Source organism: Epilithonimonas sp. UC225_85 (genome assembly GCF_042695135.1).
In the GTDB taxonomy this organism is placed as follows: domain Bacteria; phylum Bacteroidota; class Bacteroidia; order Flavobacteriales; family Weeksellaceae; genus Epilithonimonas.
This window is the reverse complement of sequence record NZ_CP170547.1, coordinates 1,512,183-1,531,531: the sequence shown is the minus strand read 5'-3', so window position 1 is coordinate 1,531,531 and position 19,349 is coordinate 1,512,183. Positions and strand designations below refer to the sequence as shown.

General features: G+C 36.0%; 9 protein-coding genes and 1 pseudogene. 1 reads left to right on the top strand and 9 read right to left on the bottom strand.

Annotated elements, in window-relative coordinates; genetic code table 11:
- Nucleotides 1-52 precede the first annotated feature (52 nt).
- The 5 genes and pseudogenes from ACFJGY_RS07225 to ACFJGY_RS07205 all read right to left on the bottom strand — a co-directional run bounded on the left by ACFJGY_RS07225 (nt 53) and on the right by ACFJGY_RS07205 (nt 9,206).
- Nucleotides 53-2,207: pseudogene (locus tag ACFJGY_RS07225) on the bottom strand (glycoside hydrolase family 97 protein).
- A gap of 82 nt (nt 2,208-2,289) precedes the next feature.
- Nucleotides 2,290-3,738 carry a SusE domain-containing protein gene (locus ACFJGY_RS07220; RefSeq protein ID WP_379969544.1) on the bottom strand — a complete coding sequence of 483 codons (1,449 nt, stop codon included), beginning with the start codon at nt 3,736-3,738 and terminating at the stop codon, nt 2,290-2,292.
- Between the two features lie 21 nt (nt 3,739-3,759).
- Nucleotides 3,760-4,884 (bottom strand): SusE domain-containing protein, encoded by a 1,125-nt coding sequence (locus ACFJGY_RS07215; RefSeq protein WP_379969542.1) that lies wholly within the window; start codon nt 4,882-4,884, stop codon nt 3,760-3,762.
- Nucleotides 4,885-4,902: 18 nt separating this feature from the next.
- On the bottom strand, nt 4,903-6,495 hold the full coding sequence (locus ACFJGY_RS07210) for a RagB/SusD family nutrient uptake outer membrane protein (protein ID WP_379969540.1): 1,593 nt from the start codon (nt 6,493-6,495) through the stop codon (nt 4,903-4,905).
- Nucleotides 6,496-6,512: 17 nt separating this feature from the next.
- Nucleotides 6,513-9,206: a SusC/RagA family TonB-linked outer membrane protein gene (locus tag ACFJGY_RS07205; protein WP_379969538.1), complete on the bottom strand. Its 2,694-nt coding sequence runs from the start codon at nt 9,204-9,206 to the stop codon at nt 6,513-6,515.
- Between the two features lie 493 nt (nt 9,207-9,699).
- Between ACFJGY_RS07205 and metG the strand changes: the two genes are divergently transcribed.
- Nucleotides 9,700-11,733 carry a methionine--tRNA ligase gene (gene metG / locus ACFJGY_RS07200; protein WP_379969536.1) on the top strand — a complete coding sequence of 678 codons (2,034 nt, stop codon included), beginning with the start codon at nt 9,700-9,702 and terminating at the stop codon, nt 11,731-11,733.
- A gap of 55 nt (nt 11,734-11,788) precedes the next feature.
- On the opposite strand, the gene ACFJGY_RS07195 is transcribed toward metG, so the two are convergent.
- The 4 genes from ACFJGY_RS07195 to ACFJGY_RS07180 form a co-directional block, all read right to left on the bottom strand.
- Entirely contained in the window at nt 11,789-13,480 is a 1,692-nt protein-coding gene (locus tag ACFJGY_RS07195) for a hypothetical protein (RefSeq protein WP_379969534.1), read from the bottom strand.
- 99 nt (nt 13,481-13,579) lie between these two features.
- Nucleotides 13,580-14,344: a LuxR C-terminal-related transcriptional regulator gene (locus ACFJGY_RS07190; RefSeq protein WP_379969532.1), complete on the bottom strand. Its 765-nt coding sequence runs from the start codon at nt 14,342-14,344 to the stop codon at nt 13,580-13,582.
- A gap of 391 nt (nt 14,345-14,735) precedes the next feature.
- The gene (locus ACFJGY_RS07185; protein ID WP_379969530.1) at nt 14,736-16,139 is read right to left on the bottom strand and encodes an efflux transporter outer membrane subunit; all 1,404 of its coding nucleotides are present in this window, start codon (nt 16,137-16,139) and stop codon (nt 14,736-14,738) included.
- Nucleotides 16,140-16,155: 16 nt separating this feature from the next.
- Nucleotides 16,156-19,302, bottom strand: coding sequence for an efflux RND transporter permease subunit (locus tag ACFJGY_RS07180; protein ID WP_379969528.1), 3,147 nt, complete (start codon nt 19,300-19,302; stop codon nt 16,156-16,158).
- Nucleotides 19,303-19,349 lie beyond the last annotated feature (47 nt).

The following is a 19,349-nucleotide window of genomic DNA, read 5'->3' as shown; positions in this document are numbered from 1 at the left end:
ATTTGTCCTCACCCCAGCCCTCTCCAAAAGGAGAGGAGTCTTAAGGATTATTTTATTTCACAGGTTTAACAGAGATTGCGTAACCGCCGCTTCTTACAAGATGTACAGGCAGTTTTGTTTTGCTGTCCACTATTTTTTTATAGATGTGATAACTTTGAGGATTGTTTATATAGTCAGCGTCTTTGCCGTCTTCGTAGATTGTTGCTTCATATTTTTTGCCTTTGTCAAGGAAAGAAAAATCTACGGTGTAATCTCTTGCATTTTCGTCTGTAACGCCACCTACGAACCAGTTTTCTGTTCCTTTTGCTTTACGGGCTGTGTGAATATAATCGCCGGGTTCCGCTGAAAGGATTTTGGTGTCGTCCCAATCTGCCGCAACATCCTTGATAAACTGGAAAGCGTCCATATGTTTTGCGTAATTCTCTGGTAAATCGGCAGCCATCTGCAACGGCATATACATCACGACATAAAGCGCCAATTGTTTTGCTAAAGTGGTCTGAACGAAACGTTTATCTCCCGGAAAATAATAATCTAATTTGGTCTGAAAAATCCCCGGCGTGTAGTCCATAGAACCGCCCATCCAACGAGTGAAAGGAAGGATTGTCTGATGATCCGGCTTGTTTCCGCCGAATGCTTCGTATTCTGTTCCTCTCGCCGCCTCTGCGGAAATCCAATTGGGATAAGTTCTGCTTTCGCCTCCTGGACGTACTGCCTCGTGAGAATTTACCATTAGTTTATACTCATTCGCTTTTTCTACGATTCTGTAGTAATGGTTAATCGTCCATTGCGAATAATGGTGCTCGCCTCTTGGAATGATGTCGCCTACATAACCGGTTTTTACGGATTTGTAGCCGTATTTGTTCATTAACTGGAAAGCTTTGTCAGCCCATCTTTCGTAGTTCGTCGCAGAACCGGAAGTCTCGTGGTGCATAATTAAGTCTACATTTTTTGAATGCGCATAATCATTAAGCATTTTGATGTCGAAATCCGGATAAGGCGTGATGAAATCGAAAACGAATTCTTTGGAATGGCCAAACCAATCCTCCCAGCCAGTGTTCCAGCCTTCTATCAACAAGCCCTGGAAACCATTTGCAGAAGCAAAATCGATGTATTCTTTGACTTTGGTATTGTTGGCAGCATGTTTTTTCGTTGGGTGTTAACTTAGAAAAATCTTCTCCAATGTGTACATTATCTGCTGTAGAGTATGCCCACTGGGATTTTCCGATAATCATTTCCCACCAAACGCCCATATATTTGGTTGGTTTGATGTAAGAAGTGTCTTTGTATTTTGTAGGTTCGTTCAGGTTGAACATCATTTTGGAATCCATTACCACCTCAGCTTTTGGAGAAACGATGATGGTTCTCCAAGGCGTTGTAGAAGGCGTTTGGATGTAACCTTTTGCGCCTTGTCTGTCAGCTGTCAAATGCGTTTTGAATTTAAAATTCTGAGCGTCAACTTCCAGATGAGAAGCCGGATAATCCATAACTGCAGCTTCGCCAACGTTCACATAAAGCGGTTCTTTGCCTTCTTTTTTTAACATTAATGGTGACTGAACGGCATTTTTGATTAAAGTCTGAGAAGCGTTTGAGTCAAAAGCTTTTGGCCACTGAGTTGGAATCTCGGAGATTTTCGTGGTTTGGTATTGATATTCCTGAGAATCGTAATCTGCAACGATCCACCAGGCTTTCATATCTGTTGGGAAATCGATTTCGGAATCTTCTTCGCGGATTACGAAATAATTAAGATTTTTCTGTTGAGGAAACTCGTATCTAAAACCTAATCCGTCATTGAACAATCTGAATTTAATGATGATATTTCTGTCGGATGAAGTTTGGTTCAGGGTAAGAGCAAGCTCGTTATAATCATTGATATAATTTTTTTTCTCACCGAGAATCGGCTGCCATGTTTCGTTTTTAGAATCTCTTTTTTCGGCTGTTTTTGTAAAGCCATTGTTGAGGTCAAAACTTGCATCTTCCGGTTTTGCAATCTCGGAAGCGAACTTGATGGATGAATCTTTGAAAAGTCTCAATCCTAATTTGGAATCTTCTACCACTACATTCCCGTTATATTTTAAATTATAAACTGGAACGCCGTTTTTCAGCTGGAAATTCATTTCGAATTTGCCATCCGGAGATTTTAAACTCTGCGCATTGATTCCTGTAAACATCATAGAGAGCAAAGCTGCTCCAATGGTGAATTTTTTCATTTTTCTAAGGTTTATATATGTGTTACAATATAAAAAAAGTGTTGCACTTGGGCAACACTTTAAGTATTAGATTCGGATTTTTTTACAACTTAACAAGTTTGTAAGTTCCTTTTTTCAAATCAACCGTGATGATGTAGAAATTATCTCCACCATCAAATTTGATATTGTTATTATCTCCGTTTGGTCCTAAGAAACCTGTGTTACCAGCAGCGTGTATATTCCCCCATTCTTTACCAGTCCAGTCTTGCTGTCCTAAGAATTTGAATTCGGCTCCGTTAGGAATCTGAAGAGGGTCACTTTCAAATACGCCATTTCCTTTAGGTTGGAAAGGTAATGCTGTAGCTGCATTCCATCCCTGAATAGACCCGGCTAAATAAAGGTTTGGAATATCCCAAGAAACTGTAGTAGAACTCACTGTAAGAGATTTCACTCCGAAATCTGCATCAATAACAACTTTGTAAATACCAGCAGCTCCTGTAAATTTCATATTTTCAATATCATTAGTACCTGCTCCTTTTACAACATTGGAAGATACTGTTTTGAAATATTTGTAGCTAGCTCTGATTCCATCAGCATCCATACTATAGTTGATTGGATTCCAATCTGCTTGTCCTAAGAATCTGAATTCGTCCGGTTGCAAATAAGTATAGATTTCTGAGATATTATCGTGCTTATACAAGTTAATCGAACCTGCAGCATCCCAGCCTGCCGCTGATGCAGCTCCAACTAAGAAGAAGTTAGGATAATCTACCTGATATGGTGTTACTTTGAATGTAACAACAGCAGACTTAAGCACAATAGATCCACCTGTAGAAGTTGTAGTAGCAGTTACTCTAACATCTATATTATTAGGTGCGTTGATTGTAGCTCCAGTATTAACTACAGCTGTATTAAGATCTTTGTTGGTTACAGCCAAAGATTTTACATTAGTCACTTCTCCGATAGAAGCAAAAGATGTAGTTCCTGTTTTTGCAACTTCTACAAGATATTTTACATCAACACCATAGCTGGAATAATCATTCCAAGTAACAGTAGTTGCAGTAGCAGTTTGATCTGCAGAATTAAGAACTAAAGTTGATCCGGCAGTTGGTGCAGTAACAATAGGTCCAGCGATTGGATAAGGCGTAACACCAAAAGTTATCGCATTGGAAATTTCAGAACCCGCCTCTACTCTTACATAAACAGTGTTTGAAGCGTAAGGTGACAAACCTGCCTGAAGGAATTTACTATTAATATCACCAATTGTTGTTGTAAAGGTATTGGTAGTAGCCGTTCCTAAAGTAATTTTAGTCGCAAAATCTTCTGTTGTAGAATATACAACTGTGTAGTTTGATGATCCTGTTTTGTCCCAAGTTAAAACAAAAGGATTACTCTTCATTGTTTCATATAATACATTACTTCCAAGAGTAGTATTATATAATTTGAAACTGGCTTCCGGAGTAGTCCAGTCTCTGTCTGCGTCATCTGTACAAGCAACAAATAATAATGCTACAACTAAAGATGCGAATATTGATTTTATAATATTTTTCATGTTTTAATAATTATTGCAAGATTATTGTTTAACTATTTTATAAGTCCCTGCTTTTATGTTTACCGTAATTTTATAAGAACCGCCGTCTCCTACAAATTTAATGTTACCATTTGCATTTTTTGGTCCTATAAATCCAGAATTACCGTCAGCTGATATATTACCCCAATCCAAAGTTCCAAAAGATTTTTGGCCTAAGAATTTGAACTCTGCATTCGCTGGTAAAGTTGTTGTATATTCAAAAACGCCCGGACCTGTTTTGGTCATATCTACTGCATTTTCTGCTACCCAATTAACACCTGCAACATTACCAACCAGGTAAACCTGCGGAATGTCAAATGTAGGAATAGTTGATAATGTAGCGTTTAAAGATTGTACAGCTTTATCAGCATCTATAACAACTTTATAAATTCCTGTTTCTCCAGTAAATTTCATATTCTCATGATCTCCAAAAACTATGTTTGAAGATGTTGATTTGAAATATCTGTTTCCTGCATCAGTGCCACTATCATCAATACTGTAATTGATCGGGCTCCAATCCATCTGTCCTAAGAATCTAAAATTCTGATCTTTTTCTAAGTATGTATAGATATAAGACTTGTTATCTTCTTTATAGAAAATTTGTGCTGATGAAGCCGTCCAGCCAACATAAGAAGCCGCTCCTACAAGATAAAAATCTGGGTAAACCAATTTGTATGGTGTTATCATCAACGAAGTAACATTGGATTTTGCCTGCAAAGCGTTACTACCTAAATATGAAGTCACTCTTACATACATTTTACCGGAAACATTAGCAGCTAAACCAATAGCTTGGGCTGCAACGTTCATTTGACTTGCAGTGTAAGTTACGGTTCTGTTTGATTCTGTAACGCTGCTTACAAGTTGTGGTGATGTAAAAGCTTCGTCAGCAGAAACTTCAACATTATAACTTACAGCTACTGGAACAGAATATCCTGCTGGTGACCAAGTCACAGTAAGTGCCGGGTTGGTAGGAAAATTCTGATCAAGAAATAAATTGGTAGTAGATAAGTCTACAAGCATTGCAGAAGAAGTATTTTCTACAGTTACTAATTCTCTGTCGTCACAGGCTGTCATTGTAATGATAGCCAAAAAACCAAGAAGTATTTTATTTAAAATATTTGTTTTCATCTCAAAATAAGTTGTTTCTTAATAGCCCGGATTTTGGACTAGATTTGGGTTTGCGATAATATCCTTTGCAGGAATCGGGTAAAGGTTTCTGTAATCTCCAACTGCTGCGCCATCTTTGATATTTCCTTTCCAAGGCCATAGATAAGCTGCTGTTGTAAATTTTCCAAAACGAATTAAATCTGTTCTTCTGGTCATTTCCCATCCTAATTCTCTTCCTCTTTCATTTAAAATAAAATCAAGATTGATAGAAGATAGTGTAGATGTATAACCCGCTCTTGTTCTGATGTTATTCACATATCCTAATGCCGTAGCTAAGTTTCCACCGCTGCCGCCTCTTAAAGTTGCTTCAGCATACATTAGATAAACATCTGATAATCTTAACAATGGAATATCTGCATCGCAGAAATTTTTAGCAGCATCGGTTCCAAAACCTCCTGTACTGGTTAGATTTTTATATTTTACAAATGCATAACCATCAGTAAAAGTTCCTAAATCGTTAATTTCAAGCGTTTGTCCATCTTTGTAAAAATTACCTCTTTTATCATTGCTGTCTGTGAATAATCCAACATAAGCTTTCGTAGTTCTAAGACCACCCCAGCCTCCATTGATTCCAAACATAGCTTCAGCAGGCATAGATCCTCCAACCGCAGCGTGAACAAGATAAGTTGATCCTCCTGAAGTTTGTGTGTGAACACCATCAAAAAGAATTGGGAAAATTACTTCCGGATTATTTTGGTCATTATCTGCAAGGAAAAGGTCTGAATATTTAGTTTTTAGTGTATATCCAGCGGATATTACCTTATTACAATAAGTAATTACATCAGTATTGTGATTACTTCCATTATAAACATTCGAGTTTAGATATAATTTAGCCAGTAGTGCCCAAGCTGCAGCTTTATCAGCACGTCCGTATTCGTTTGTTTTTGCATCTTTCAAATCATTAGCTACAGCAAGTAATTCTGATTCCACAAAATTGAATAATTCTGCACGTGCAATTCTCTTAGGTGGTGTAACAGATCCTGGTAAATAAGATTCATCCACAAATGGTACATTTCCAAAAAGATCTAGAGCATAGTAGTATGACAAAGCTCTTAAAAATCTTGCCTCAGCTCTCATATATTTTGCTTCCGTAAGATTGGCACCTGTAATATTGTTAGATGCAAGTTTGTCATCTGTCAAATTTCTCAAAAACTCATTAGAGGTAGCAATCTGTGTGAAAATTCTGTAATAAGTACCAGCAATGAATTCGTTTGATGAATCCCAAGTCATTTTATGCATGGTATGAAGGTTACCGTCATTCCAAGCAATTACTGCTTCATCTGTTGGTAATTCCTGCATAGTGAACAACATTCTTGTGTATTGAGAAAAGTTTCCATCAATACCATTAATATCAGAATTTCCACCGTTTGATTCCTGTCCTCCACTTGCGAAACCACCATAAACTTTTGCCAAGGCACTTGGGTAATTTGCAAAATCTTTAAAAACACTTGCAGATGTTAAACCTGTTGGTGGTTCTTGTTCTAAATCTTTGACACAAGAAGTCGATATAAACAGCAAACCAAATGTAGCCGCAATTGTTATTATTTTGAATTTTTTTATATTATTTTTCATTTCTTTATTATTGATAATTAAAATTGAAAATTAAGGCCTACAGAATATATTTTTGGCATTTGATAATAACCATTATCAATTCCATTAAATACTTCCGGATCTACTCCTGAATATTTTGTGATTACAAATACATTCTGAGCCATACCATAAACTCTCAAACTAGAACCTTTACTTAATATATCTTTGAAGTTATATCCTAAATTCACATTGTCTAATCTTAGGAAAGAAGCATTTTCCACAAAAATATCAGAGAAATATTGTGGCGCAGAGAATCTATATTCTGCAGCAGATGAATATATATTTTGCAAATAGCTATTAGTCGTCAGGGATTGTACAGAACTATTAGAAGCCGCATTATTATATACATAATTACCAATTATCGCTCTTGCACTTAATCCAAAATCCCAATTTTTATAATTAAGTTTTGTATTAAATCCTAAAATAGCATCAGGTTGGGTAGATTGGTAATAATATCTATCAGAAGCATTTACAATACCATCTCCATTTCTGTCAACATATACGCCATCCAATGGTTTTCCATTAGACCCGTAAACCTGCTGATACACTAAAAAAGCATAAGGCTGATAACCAACTGCATGAGCCTGGATTGTATTACCTACACCTCCGGAAATTCCTCCAACTGGCAGAAAATAAGAGTCATCAGCTCCTTGAATTAAATTGGTTATTTTAGAATCATAGTGGGTCGCATTAAAAGATACTTCCCAAGTTGTATTTTGAGTCTTAATCGGTATGATTGTAATAGAACCTTCTATCCCTTTGCTGTCCATATTACCAGCGTTCAAAACGTTATGGTTACTAAGATCTCCCGCAGCAATTCCTGCATCAACTAAAAGACCTTCAGATTTCTTCTTAAATATGTCAACCGAACCAGTAATTCTATTATGGGCAAAACCAAAGTCAACACCTAAATTCTGAGTAGTAGTATCTTCCCAAGATAGAATCGGGTTATATATGTTAGGACGGTACATATAATAGTACTGAGACCCAAACTGGTATTGTGCACCCGGCTGGCTAATTGTGTAATTTGCAAATGAAGGATAATCACCAGTATTCAACTCTTGATTACCTGTTTTTCCCCAACCTGCTCTTAGTTTTAAAGTATTAATTCCTGTATCTTTCAAGAAATTTTCTTCATTAATTTTCCAAGCCAAAGATACTCCTGGGAAATTTCCCCAAAGATTATCTCTTGTCCCATTATAGAATCTAGAAGAACCATCTCTTCTGATAGAAGCAGAAATAATATATTTATTTGCAATAGTAAAAATACCTCGCCCATAAAATGACAACAAAACATTTCTAGTCGAAAAATCAATCCCTTTATCCTGGTTTTGTCCATTTCCATTATAAGTTACTGCATAAGGTGTAAGAGTCTGGAAATTTTGATATGCATAACCTGCCACAACATCTACATTTGTATCTATTGCTTCAATATTTTTCACATAATTAAAATATGTTTCAAGTAATCTATTCTTTTTTTCCTGAGAATATTCTCTGAAAGTTCCTAACGTCCCAATACCTGATTTATAAGCTCCATTTACTGTTGTAGCACCATTACTTTTAGCATAATCATACCCCGCATTTACATTAAAATGAAGGTCTGGCAGAAAATGAAATTTATAGTCGATTTGAACATTACCCAAAGCTCTCCAAACAGAAGATACATTTCTTACTGCTGCTAACTGTGCTAATGGATTAGCAGTTGAATTTACATTTAGTCCGGTTGCAGAACCCGCATCCAACCATTCATAATACCCCCCATAATTAGAATTACCTGAAAATACTGGTTGAGTAGGGTCAAAATAAGTTGCATTTGGTATTACACCATCGGGTACAAATTGATTATCTGAAAAAGTTCCCTTTAGATTGACATTAACAGCTAGGTGATTGTCAAAGAATTTAGGATTAAGGTTTAATCCAACAGACGTTCTTCTGAAAGAATTAGTCTTTACAATACCATTTTGCTCATTATAGCCAATAGATAGACGATATGGCAAATTTTTAATACCACCACTAAGGGCAATATTATTATCTGTACCCCAAGCTTTTTGGTAAATTTCGTCTTGCCAATTGGTATTAGCAGTTCCTAAACGGAATGCCTGATTTGCAACAGTAGTATTAGTCGCTGCTATCTCATTCACAAAACTTCTATACTGATCTGCATCTAAAACATCAACATTTCCCATTTTTGTAGAAACAGATGCCATAGTGGTAAAATTAACTTTTAATTTACCTGCTGATCCTTGTTTTGTAGTAACAAGAATAACACCATTTGACGCTCTATTACCATAGATTGCAGTAGCAGAAGCATCTTTCAAAATATCAAAAGATTGGATATCATTTGGATTAATTAAAGAAAGAGGATCTGCAGCACCATTAATACCACCGAAATCCTGAGGAACACCATCAATAACAATTAAAGGTGATTGTGATCCATTAAGAGATCCAATACCTCTAATTCTGATAGAAGATCCAGCTCCCGGAGCACCACTATTATTAGTAATCTGAACACCTGGCGTTTTCCCTTGAATAAGCTGAGCAGGAGTACTTGCACCACTATTAAAATCTTTCGCTGTAATAGAAGTGATAGATCCTGTAAGATCAGATTTCTTCTGCTTACCATAACCAATCAGCACAACCTGTTCGATTTCGGTTTCTTTTTTCACCGTGTCATTTTGTTGTGCATGTAGCATTGATCCGAGCAATAAGAATGCAGGAGCAATTTTTAATACATTATAGTTTCTCACAAAAAATAAATTTTTAAGGTTTATATTATTTTCAAATTTGTTTCAGAATCATACCTGATCCTGTTTCGCAATTTATAAAAAAAACAACATTCTGTTAAAATATTTTTAAAATTCTTGTTTTTGGTGTCATAAATCATAAAAATATATCTAATATATATATTCAATTAATTACAAATCAACACATTAACATAGTTAACTTTTTTTTATGAGATGTGAAATTTTAACACTTTTTTAAACAATTGTTTAGCGTTTTTTTCTCCTAAATTAACCAATATTAATCCTATATTAATGAAAAATGAAATAAAAATCAACAAATGTTAAATTTCTAATTATCGATATTCAAACACTTTTTATGAATCATCATCAAATTAATAATAATCTAATGCAGATAATTTTTAATCGAAAAGTTGTATTTTTGCAAATCTAATTTCAGATTATAATGTCAGACAGAAAATTGATTACGGCCGCATTGCCATATGCAAACGGACCGGTTCATATAGGGCATTTGGCGGGTGTCTATATCCCTGCAGATGTCTATGCAAGATTCCAGAGAAGATTGGGAAAAGACGTGGCTTTTATTTGCGGAAGTGATGAACACGGTATTCCGATTACTATCCGAGCAAAAAAAGAAGGCGTGACACCTCAGGATATCGTGGACAAATACCACGGAATCATCAAACAGTCTTTTGCCGACCTTGGTATCTCCTTCGATGAATATTCCAGAACGACATCTAAAAAACATTACGACGTAAGTCAGGATTTTTTTAAGACACTATATAATAAAGATAAATTCACGGAAGAAGTTTCTGAGCAATATTTTGACGAACAAGCCAATGAATTTCTTGCAGACCGTTACATAGTAGGAACCTGCCCAAATTGTGGTAATGAAAATGCTTATGGCGATCAATGTGAGAGATGTGGCTCAACCCTTTCCCCTTCAGAACTTATCAATCCGCATTCTATGTTGAGTGGTAATGTTCCAATCTTGAAAGCAACCAAAAACTGGTATCTTCCACTTAATGACTATGAAACGTTCCTGAACGAATGGATCATCGAAGGTCATAAAGACGACTGGAAAACCAATGTTTACGGACAGGTAAAATCCTGGCTGAACGATGGTTTGAAACCCAGAGCAATGACGAGAGACCTCAACTGGGGCGTTCCTGTTCCGCTTCCTAATGCGGAAGGAAAAGTACTTTATGTCTGGTTTGATGCACCAATTGGTTATATTTCTTTCACTCAGGAATGGGCAGAGAAAACCGGGAAAAACTGGAAAGATTACTGGCAGAATCCAAATTCTGATCTTATTCATTTTATAGGAAAAGATAATATCGTTTTCCATTGCATCATTTTCCCTGCAATGATGAAGGCTCACGGCGATTATATTATGCCGACCAATGTTCCCGCTTTTGAATTTCTGAATCTTGAGAATGAAAAAATATCAACTTCCCGTAACTGGGCAGTCTGGGCTCACGAATATGTAGAAGAATTCCCAGGTCAGCAGGATGTTTTGCGCTATGCATTACTTTCGTCTGCTCCGGAAACAAAGGATAATAACTTTACCTGGAAAGATTTCCAGACCAAGAATAATTCTGAATTGGTAGGAATCTTCGGGAACTTTATCAACAGAGTTGCAGTTCTGATCCACAAATATTACGACGGCATTGTTCCTTCAGGAAATGAAAATGCTGAAGAGTTAGAAGAAATCAAAAGATCTGCTGCAGAAATTGCGCAATATTTAGAAAACTTCGAATTCCGAAATTCTTTAACAGCATTAATGAACCTGGCAAGGTTTGGAAACCAGTATCTTCAGATAGAAGAACCATGGAAAACGATCAAAGACAATCCTGAAAAAGCATCCAATTCATTATTTGTTGGAGCTCAGATTGCGGTGGCTTTGGCTCAGTTATCGGAACCGTTTATGCCTTTCAGCTCAGAGAAATTATTGACAATGTTCAATGTTGAAAAACTGAACTGGATTGACATTGAAACCAAAAATATCCTGATAGAAACCGGACATAAAATCAATGAAGCATCTCTTCTTTTCTCAAAAATCGAAGACGAAACAATTGAGTTTCAAATTCAGAAACTGGAAAATACAAAGCAATCCAACAAAAAGACCAATCCAAAAGCTACTCCAATGAAAGACGAGATACAATTTGATGATTTTTCTAAAATCGATTTGAGAACTGCAACTATTCTGACCGCGGAAAAAGTAGAAAAAGCAGACAAACTTCTGAAATTCACCGTGGACACAGGCGTTGATGTGAGAACGGTAGTTTCCGGTGTTGCACAAAGTTTTTCTCCGGAAGAATTAATTGGAAAACAGGTGATGATTCTTTTGAACCTTGCACCAAGAAAAATCCGAGGAATAGAATCTCAGGGAATGTTTCTTCTCACTACAAAACCAGATGGTAAGTTATCTTTTGTAACGCCTGATGAGACTGTGGAGAATGGGATCGAAATAGGGTAAAATTAAAATCGCTAAAGCTTAAAACTTTAGCGATTTTTTTGAATAAATGATATTATTAATTGGTTTTATTTTTTACATTTGATAAACCAATAGAAAATCGATAACCAAATTGTAATTGATAAAACGCTTCATCATTACTAAGATTATTAAATGTTTTTAATTTCAGGAAGATTGATTGTGTTTTTTCAGTACCTGGATAGTAGAAAATCTCTGCTTCATTTCTTATGACACCAAAACAATTTGGAGATTCAAAACTTTCAAGTGAATTATGGTCTTTAAAGTTATATTGAGAATATTCAAAGGAATAATTAAATCCAAAATTATTAAATCTCTTAGCCTCTGCCTTAATACCACCTCCAAAAGCAAAACCTTGAATGTTTTCAAATTTATCCTTAATTATAACGTCAGCAATCTGATATCTTAAAGGCATATAGGCAATTAATCTGAAGGGAACTTCTTTTGTAAACCTAACATTTATCAAGTTAATCTTGGCACCCATTTCCAAGTATGATTTTTGTATCAAATCCAACTTATTTGCTGGAGTTATATTTGCATTGTCTAGTGTAATAGTTTTGACAGCTCTTACATCATTATCTATTTTAGAAAAGTTAACATAAGGAGATACTTTATCCAACAATCTTAAATCTGACTGGTAATTACCTGTTTTGAAGGGGAATAGATAAAAATCTCCTTTTCCTTCTAACTGTACAATACCATTTGGAGCATCAGCAAATAAACCTAGAAAATCGGTATATGCTCTTAATTCTACCGCATTTTGTAAACTTGTATCTTCTTTTATTTCGTATTTAACGTAAGAATCTTTGTTTATAACCTGCCCATTTTTGTCCTTTGTAGGAAATTCAAATGTTATATCATTAGGAATAAAATTATTCCCTGGCTTGGAAGTGTACATTAAAACATCAGAAAGTCTAATTCTTAATTTTTCGATTTCCTCAAAATTGACGATACCATTTTGCCTAATTGGATGCTTATAATAAATAAAATTTTTAGGCGCTGAACTTGAAAAATTCAAAATACTAACTGGCGCTTTGTTTTCAAATAGATGTTCCGAACCATTTTGATCTACAATAAAAACCTTAATATTCGTAAAGAAACCATCTAAAACTTCAAATGAAATACTTTTAAATCTATAAATTCTATTGTCAGGAATAAATGGTTTTGCAAGATCTTTAGTAGGTTTGTAAAATTGAAATTCCTGCATTTCCTTGGGTATTATTATATCTCCAAGATATGCTTCACTTTCTTTATTTAAAAACTTTGTGATTATATCATCATATTTTTTATTACCAGTTGGTTTCCATTCTTCAATAACTTCGTCTTTTCCAAAATAGAGATAAGTTTTAACGTCTTTAGATGTTGATGAAGATGCTGTAGATATCTGATGTTCATGAGGAAAGCTTTGTTTTGCTTCTTCTTTTTTAAGTTCTCCTTTTGTATCATAAAACGAAATAGCAGTCTGTGCAACAGTATAAATAGAATCCAGCTTAAACTGTAGAACTTTTGTTTTATCCAATTGAGTAATCAATTCTGTTAAAACTTTTTGATCATTGTTTGAAGAAGTTATTTTGGCTTTAATATCTTCCAATAATTTATTTTCATTAATGAGACTTGTATTGATAGTCATAAATTGATCAGAAAGTTTTTTCAAATATTTGTCAGGTGTATTTTCCTGCCCAAACACCACTCCTTGCCAAAGTAGTAGCAGCAATAATAATTTAGTTTTCATAGTTATTAGTTTTTAGTTATTACAAAGCTATGCTGTTATCAAATAAAAAAAAATACTCCAAAAGGAGTATTTTTTAATCAAGTAAATTTTCATAAGAGTTTAAATTATCCCCTGCTGAAAACAATTTTTGATAAGTTGAGCAGTATTGTTGCATTCGGATTTTTCCAGAATATTACTCCTGTGTTTTTTGACCGTCAGTGGGCTGATAGAAAGTTTTTTTGCAATCATATCGTTATTATAACCATCACTTATCAGTTTGATAATATCTATTTCCCGTTTCGAGAATTCAATTTTATTTTTGCCATCATCATCCAGGCTGATATTCATGTAAGACGGTTCACCATTGAGTCCGATCAGGGAAATCTTATAAGTATTATGATTGCTGAGGTGATCTATGCAAGTGTGGATATTAAGAGATTTTCCACTATTTCCATTTTTATCTAATGACAGCAGCAAAGCCTGATGATTGAGCAAAATATAATTCCCATCCTTTCCCTTGCTTCGGAAGCTGTAATTCATTTTATAATTAAGAAGTTTGTGCTTTCCTAGTTTTTCATAGAAGAATTTTGTAATATGTGCTTCTGCCTGAATTACGAATTCCATATCATCCGGATGTATGGTTTCCAGAATATGGTTGAGTCCAACAGTTTCAGGTTTCAAGCCGTGAATTTCATAAATATTGGGGCTGATGTTAGATAAGGTCAAATCAAAAAAATCAATAATATAATAGTAAAAAGGTCCCGAACTGATGATAGAATTGACAAGATCATTAAAGTTAATCTGATCAAATGAGATAAGTTCTTTTGGTCTGCTGAGAGACCACACCTCGTGCAATTTCTGAATGTTTTGTAATGTTTTTTCCACGGTTTTAGTTTTTAGTAAAGATAAAAACTTTCAATATGAATATTATACCATAAATTAAAATTTAATATTATATCCGTACATATTTTTATTTATAAACATAAATAACATTGATATATGTACCAATACAACAGATAATCATAATTCATAATAACAAATAAAATTCAGACAAATCTAATTGTAGTAATTATAGCCCCGATAGTAACGGCATCCTTTTTATTATTGCGATTTTTCCGAAGTTCAAGAATACTTCACATCGTTCGCAATGATAAAAAGATATAGTGGATAGCGGGATCAAGCTCCTAAAAATTAAACATCAGGAAATTATAATATCAGAAAACAAAAAACCCGACAAAAACTGTCAGGTTTTAAATGTATGATGAAAGGTTTATTTTTAAAATTGACCGCCTCCAAGCGCTCTGTAAAACTCTGTAATGGCTTGTAACTGCTGCAATCTGTCATTAACTCCGGAGAGTTTTGCCTGAAGCAAAGATTGTTCTGAGGTCAAAACGTTAACGTAATTGACATTGGAAGAGTAAGTCAGTAATTCTTTGTTGAACTCTACTGCTTTTTCCAAAGACTGGATCTGTAATTGTCTTGTTGATTCTTTTTCTTTCGCCTTCTGATAAGAAAGTAAGGCATTTGAAACTTCGGAACCGGCTGTCAGCAATGTTTGTTGAAAAGTAAAGTATGCCTGTTGTTTTCTGGCCTCCGTGATTCTTACCTGCGCCTTTCTATTGCCCTGCTGGAAGATATTTTGAGTTAATGTTCCGCCAGCTGTATAGAATAAGGAATTCGTAAAAAAATCGGATAACGTTTTTGTTGATAAACCTAAAGTTGCCGTAATATTGAATGTAGGATAAACCTGAGCCATTGCTACGTTTTTGTTTTCAAAAGCTTGTCTGAAAGTCAGTTCCGCAGCCTGAACATCCGGACGGTTTTTAAGCAAAGATGCCGGAATCCCGGTTTTAAGATCTGTATAAAACACTTGAGAATCTATAGAATTACGTTCTACTTTCTGCGGATTGTCATTCATCAGGATACTCAGTGCGTTTTCTGTTTGCTGGATCTGCAATTCGAGATCCGGAACCGACAGTTGTGCTGAATATAAATTAGCTTTGCTCTGTTCCAGATCTGCCCCTGTGAGATAAGCAGCGTCCATCAACAACTGAACAGTTTCTATATCCTCCTGGCGGTTTGTAATAGTCTGTCTTGTAATCTCCAGCTGTTTGTCCAAAGAAATCAACTGATAATATAAAGTTGCAGCCTGAGCAACCAACTGTGTCTGGACTGCTCTTTTCGCCGCATCACTTTGAAGAAATCCGGCGTAGGCTGCTCTTTTCAGAGATTTGATCCTTCCCCAGACATCAACTTCCCAACCTGTAGAAATACCCAATTGATAGTTCATAAGATCCGGCATTACAAAAGTGTTTCCCTGAGCGGCGGCGCTGTTTTTAGTTTCTTTGATGGAAGCAATACCGTCAAGACTTGGTAAATTCTGCAATTGTGACTGTTTGAAAACCGCATCAGCTTCCTGTATTTTTGCGATGGCAACTTTCAGATCAAGATTATTTGATATCGTTTTTTTGATGATATTCTGAAGTTTATCATCCGTAAAGATTTGATTCCACGTTACATTGGCAGTAGAAATACTGTCATTGCTGGTTTTTTGGCGGAAGAGATTGTCCTGTCGGCTTTGTTCAACATCCGGATTTTGATAAGTATCAGTTACCTTACAAGAATGAAAGAAACCTGCGACACTTACTAATATGATTAAATTTGATATTCTGATTTTCATTTTTCTCAACTTTTAGTTATTCGCTTAATTCTCCTTCATATTTATCCGATACTTTTTTGCTACTCACTTTTTCCTGCAGATACATAAATACAGCAAATAGAATCGGAATAAAAAACACTCCGAATATGGTTCCGAACAACATCCCTCCAATTGCTCCAATTCCAATAGACTGATTACCAACAGCTCCCGCTCCAGTAGAAATCGCTAATGGAATCAATCCGAAAATAAAAGCAAAAGAGGTCATCAAAATCGGACGAAGCCTTTGTTTTGCACCACTGATAGCAGCATGAGCAATTGTATAGCCTTTCTTTCTTGCATCCAACGCAAATTCTACAATCAAAATTGCATTCTTTGCTAAGAGTCCAATCAACATAATGAGGGAAATCTGAGTATAAATATTGTTGGAACCTCCGATCCAGCTACTGAACATCATCACACCAGCCAAACCAACAGGTAATGACAACATAACTGCAAATGGTAAAATGTAACTTTCATACTGCGCTGCCAATAGAAAATAAACGAATACACAACATAAAATAAAGATGTAAACAGTCTGTCCACCCGCTGTAACTTCTTCCCTCGTCAATCCGGAAAACTCATATCCATAACCTTGAGGAAGTGTTTCTTTTGCTACTTTTTCTACTGTATTAATTGCATCTCCGGAAGAGAAACCAGGGTTAGGTGTTCCGTTGATAGAAATCGCAGTAAATAAGTTGAAACGCCCTACAGCTTGCGGTCCGTAAACTCGCTTTGCTGTGATGAATCTGCTCAAAGGTGCCATTTCACCATTGCTATTCCTGACCTGAATCATATTAAAGCTTTCAACATTTTCCCGGTCTTCAAAAGGCGCCTGATAAATCACACGATATTGTTTCCCGAACAAATTGACATTAGAAGAATATACGCCACCGTAATACCCCTGCATTGTTCCCAAAATATCTGATACAGAGAAACCTGCAGCTTTAGCCGTCGGAATATCAATATCAATCATATATTGAGGATAGTTCGGGTTGAAGGACGTAAATGTTCTTTGGATATCCGGCTGCTGATTCATTTTATCGATGAAATTATTTGTCACTTTTGTAAGATCAGCGATGCTTCCGCCTTTCTGATCCTGAATCTGCATCTCAAAACCTGCAGCATTACCAAATCCCTGCAAAGTAGGTCTTCCGAAGAAAGTCATTTTTGCATCTTTGATTCCGGCAGTTTTCTCGTACATTCTTGCAACAAAAGATTGCAGATCTTCGCCTTTTTTGCCTCTGTCTTTCCAGTCTTTCAGTTTTACGATCAGCATCCCGTTATTGGATCCTGATCCACTTACCATTCCGCGTCCTGAAACTTTGAAGATGTGTAAAACCTCGGGTTGTTTTTTTACGATATCTTCTACTTTTTGAAGAACTTCTTTGGTTCGGTTTTCATTAGAGCCGATTGGAAGCGAAATATCCATAAAGATACCTCCCATATCTTCACTTGGAACGAAGGATTTCGGTGTAGTATTCATCAGCCAGACAAAAATTCCGGCAAAGATCACAAGACCTCCGAACGCCATCCATTTTTTCCTTAGTAAGAATAAAATTCCTCTTGTATATTTTTTAACCATCGCATCAAAAATGATGTTGAAATTGGTGAAAAACCGCTGAAGGAAATTCTTTTTCTGCTCCTCGTGGGAATGAGGTTTAAGAAAAATCGCACATAAAGCCGGACTCAGGGTCAAAGCATTTACGGCGGATAATATAATTGATATTGCTAATGTTAAACCAAACTGCTTATAGAAAACCCCGGCCGATCCGGAAATAAAACTTACCGGAATAAAAACCGCAGCCATTACCAAAGTAATACTGATAATCGCGCCGCTGATCTCATCCATCGCGGTTACGGAAGCCCGAAGCGGAGATTTCTCACCTTGTTCCAACTTACTGTGAACAGCTTCTACAACCACAATTGCATCATCGACCACAATTCCTACCGCTAATATTAATGCGAAAAGCGTCAATAAATTAATTGTAAATCCAAAAATACTCAGAAAGAAAAATGTTCCCACAATTGCCACCGGAACCGAAATTGCCGGAATCAAAGTTGAGCGCCAATCCTGAAGGAACAAGAAAACCACGATGAATACGAGGATAAAGGCTTCAAATAAAGTATGAATTACTTTTTCAATAGATGCATCCAAAAAGTCATTTGCATTTACAAGCGCTTCGTATCTTACGCCTTTCGGGAAAGATTCCTGAGCTTTATCAAGAACTGCAATCGACTGATTGATAACATCCTGAGCATTGGAACCGGCCGTCTGCGCAACTGCCATACCAATAGAAGGATGTCCATCTGTGAAACTGCTTCCGGTGTAATCCTGAGCGCCAAGTTCTACTCTTGCGACATCTTTTAGTTTTAAAGTCTGACCATTCTCTGTAGCCTTAATAATGATATTATCAAATTCAGGGATCTCTGTCAACCTTCCTTTATATTTTAAGGTATAACGGAAACTCTGGTCACTTTCATCACCTAAACTTCCCGGCGCTGCTTCGATATTCTGTTCAGCTAAAACCGTATTGATATCAGCAGGAACTAGTCCGTACGAAGCCATTTTATTAGGATCCAGCCAGATTCTTATCGAGTAATCCTTTGCTCCAAAAACCGTCACATCACCCACACCTGTTACCCTTTTGATCTGAGGAACGATATTGATGTTTGTATAATTCTGAAGGAAGGTCATATCATAATTGGGATTCTCACTATAAAGGGAGAATATCAATACGTTTGAACTTTGCCTTTTGGTTGTTGTAACTCCGGCTCTTGTAACTTCAGCAGGTAACAAAGGCGTTGCTCTGGAAACCCTGTTCTGTACGTTTACCGCAGCGATATCAGGATTTACACCCTGCTTGAAATAAATCGTCACAGACCCGGAACCGTCATTGGTTGCAGTAGAAGTCATATAGGTCATCCCTTCTACCCCATTGATCTGCTCTTCCAAAGGGACTATAACACTTTTAAGAATTACATCGGCATTTGCACCCTGATAACTTGCGCTTACAACTACTGTCGGCGGGGCAATATCCGGATATTGTGAAATCGGTAAGGTCACAATTCCCAAAACACCAAGGATCACAATGATGATGGAAATTACGGTGGATAATACCGGACGTTCTATAAATTTTTTAAACATATAATTAGACTAAGAGAGGAAAGATGAAGAAAAAAAATTTCTAATAT

Excerpts from the sequence above, each read along its gene's own strand:
- ACFJGY_RS07185 (WP_379969530.1), bottom strand. The coding sequence starts at position 16,139 with ATGAAAATCAGAATATCAAATTTAATCATATTAGTAAGTGTCGCAGGT.
- ACFJGY_RS07205 (WP_379969538.1), bottom strand. The coding sequence starts at position 9,206 with ATGCTACATGCACAACAAAATGACACGGTGAAAAAAGAAACCGAAATC.
- ACFJGY_RS07195 (WP_379969534.1), bottom strand. The coding sequence starts at position 13,480 with ATGAAAACTAAATTATTATTGCTGCTACTACTTTGGCAAGGAGTGGTG.
- ACFJGY_RS07210 (WP_379969540.1), bottom strand. The coding sequence starts at position 6,495 with ATGAAAAATAATATAAAAAAATTCAAAATAATAACAATTGCGGCTACA.
- metG (WP_379969536.1), top strand. The coding sequence starts at position 9,700 with ATGTCAGACAGAAAATTGATTACGGCCGCATTGCCATATGCAAACGGA.
- ACFJGY_RS07180 (WP_379969528.1), bottom strand. The coding sequence starts at position 19,302 with ATGTTTAAAAAATTTATAGAACGTCCGGTATTATCCACCGTAATTTCC.
- ACFJGY_RS07215 (WP_379969542.1), bottom strand. The coding sequence starts at position 4,884 with ATGAAAACAAATATTTTAAATAAAATACTTCTTGGTTTTTTGGCTATC.
- ACFJGY_RS07220 (WP_379969544.1), bottom strand. The coding sequence starts at position 3,738 with ATGAAAAATATTATAAAATCAATATTCGCATCTTTAGTTGTAGCATTA.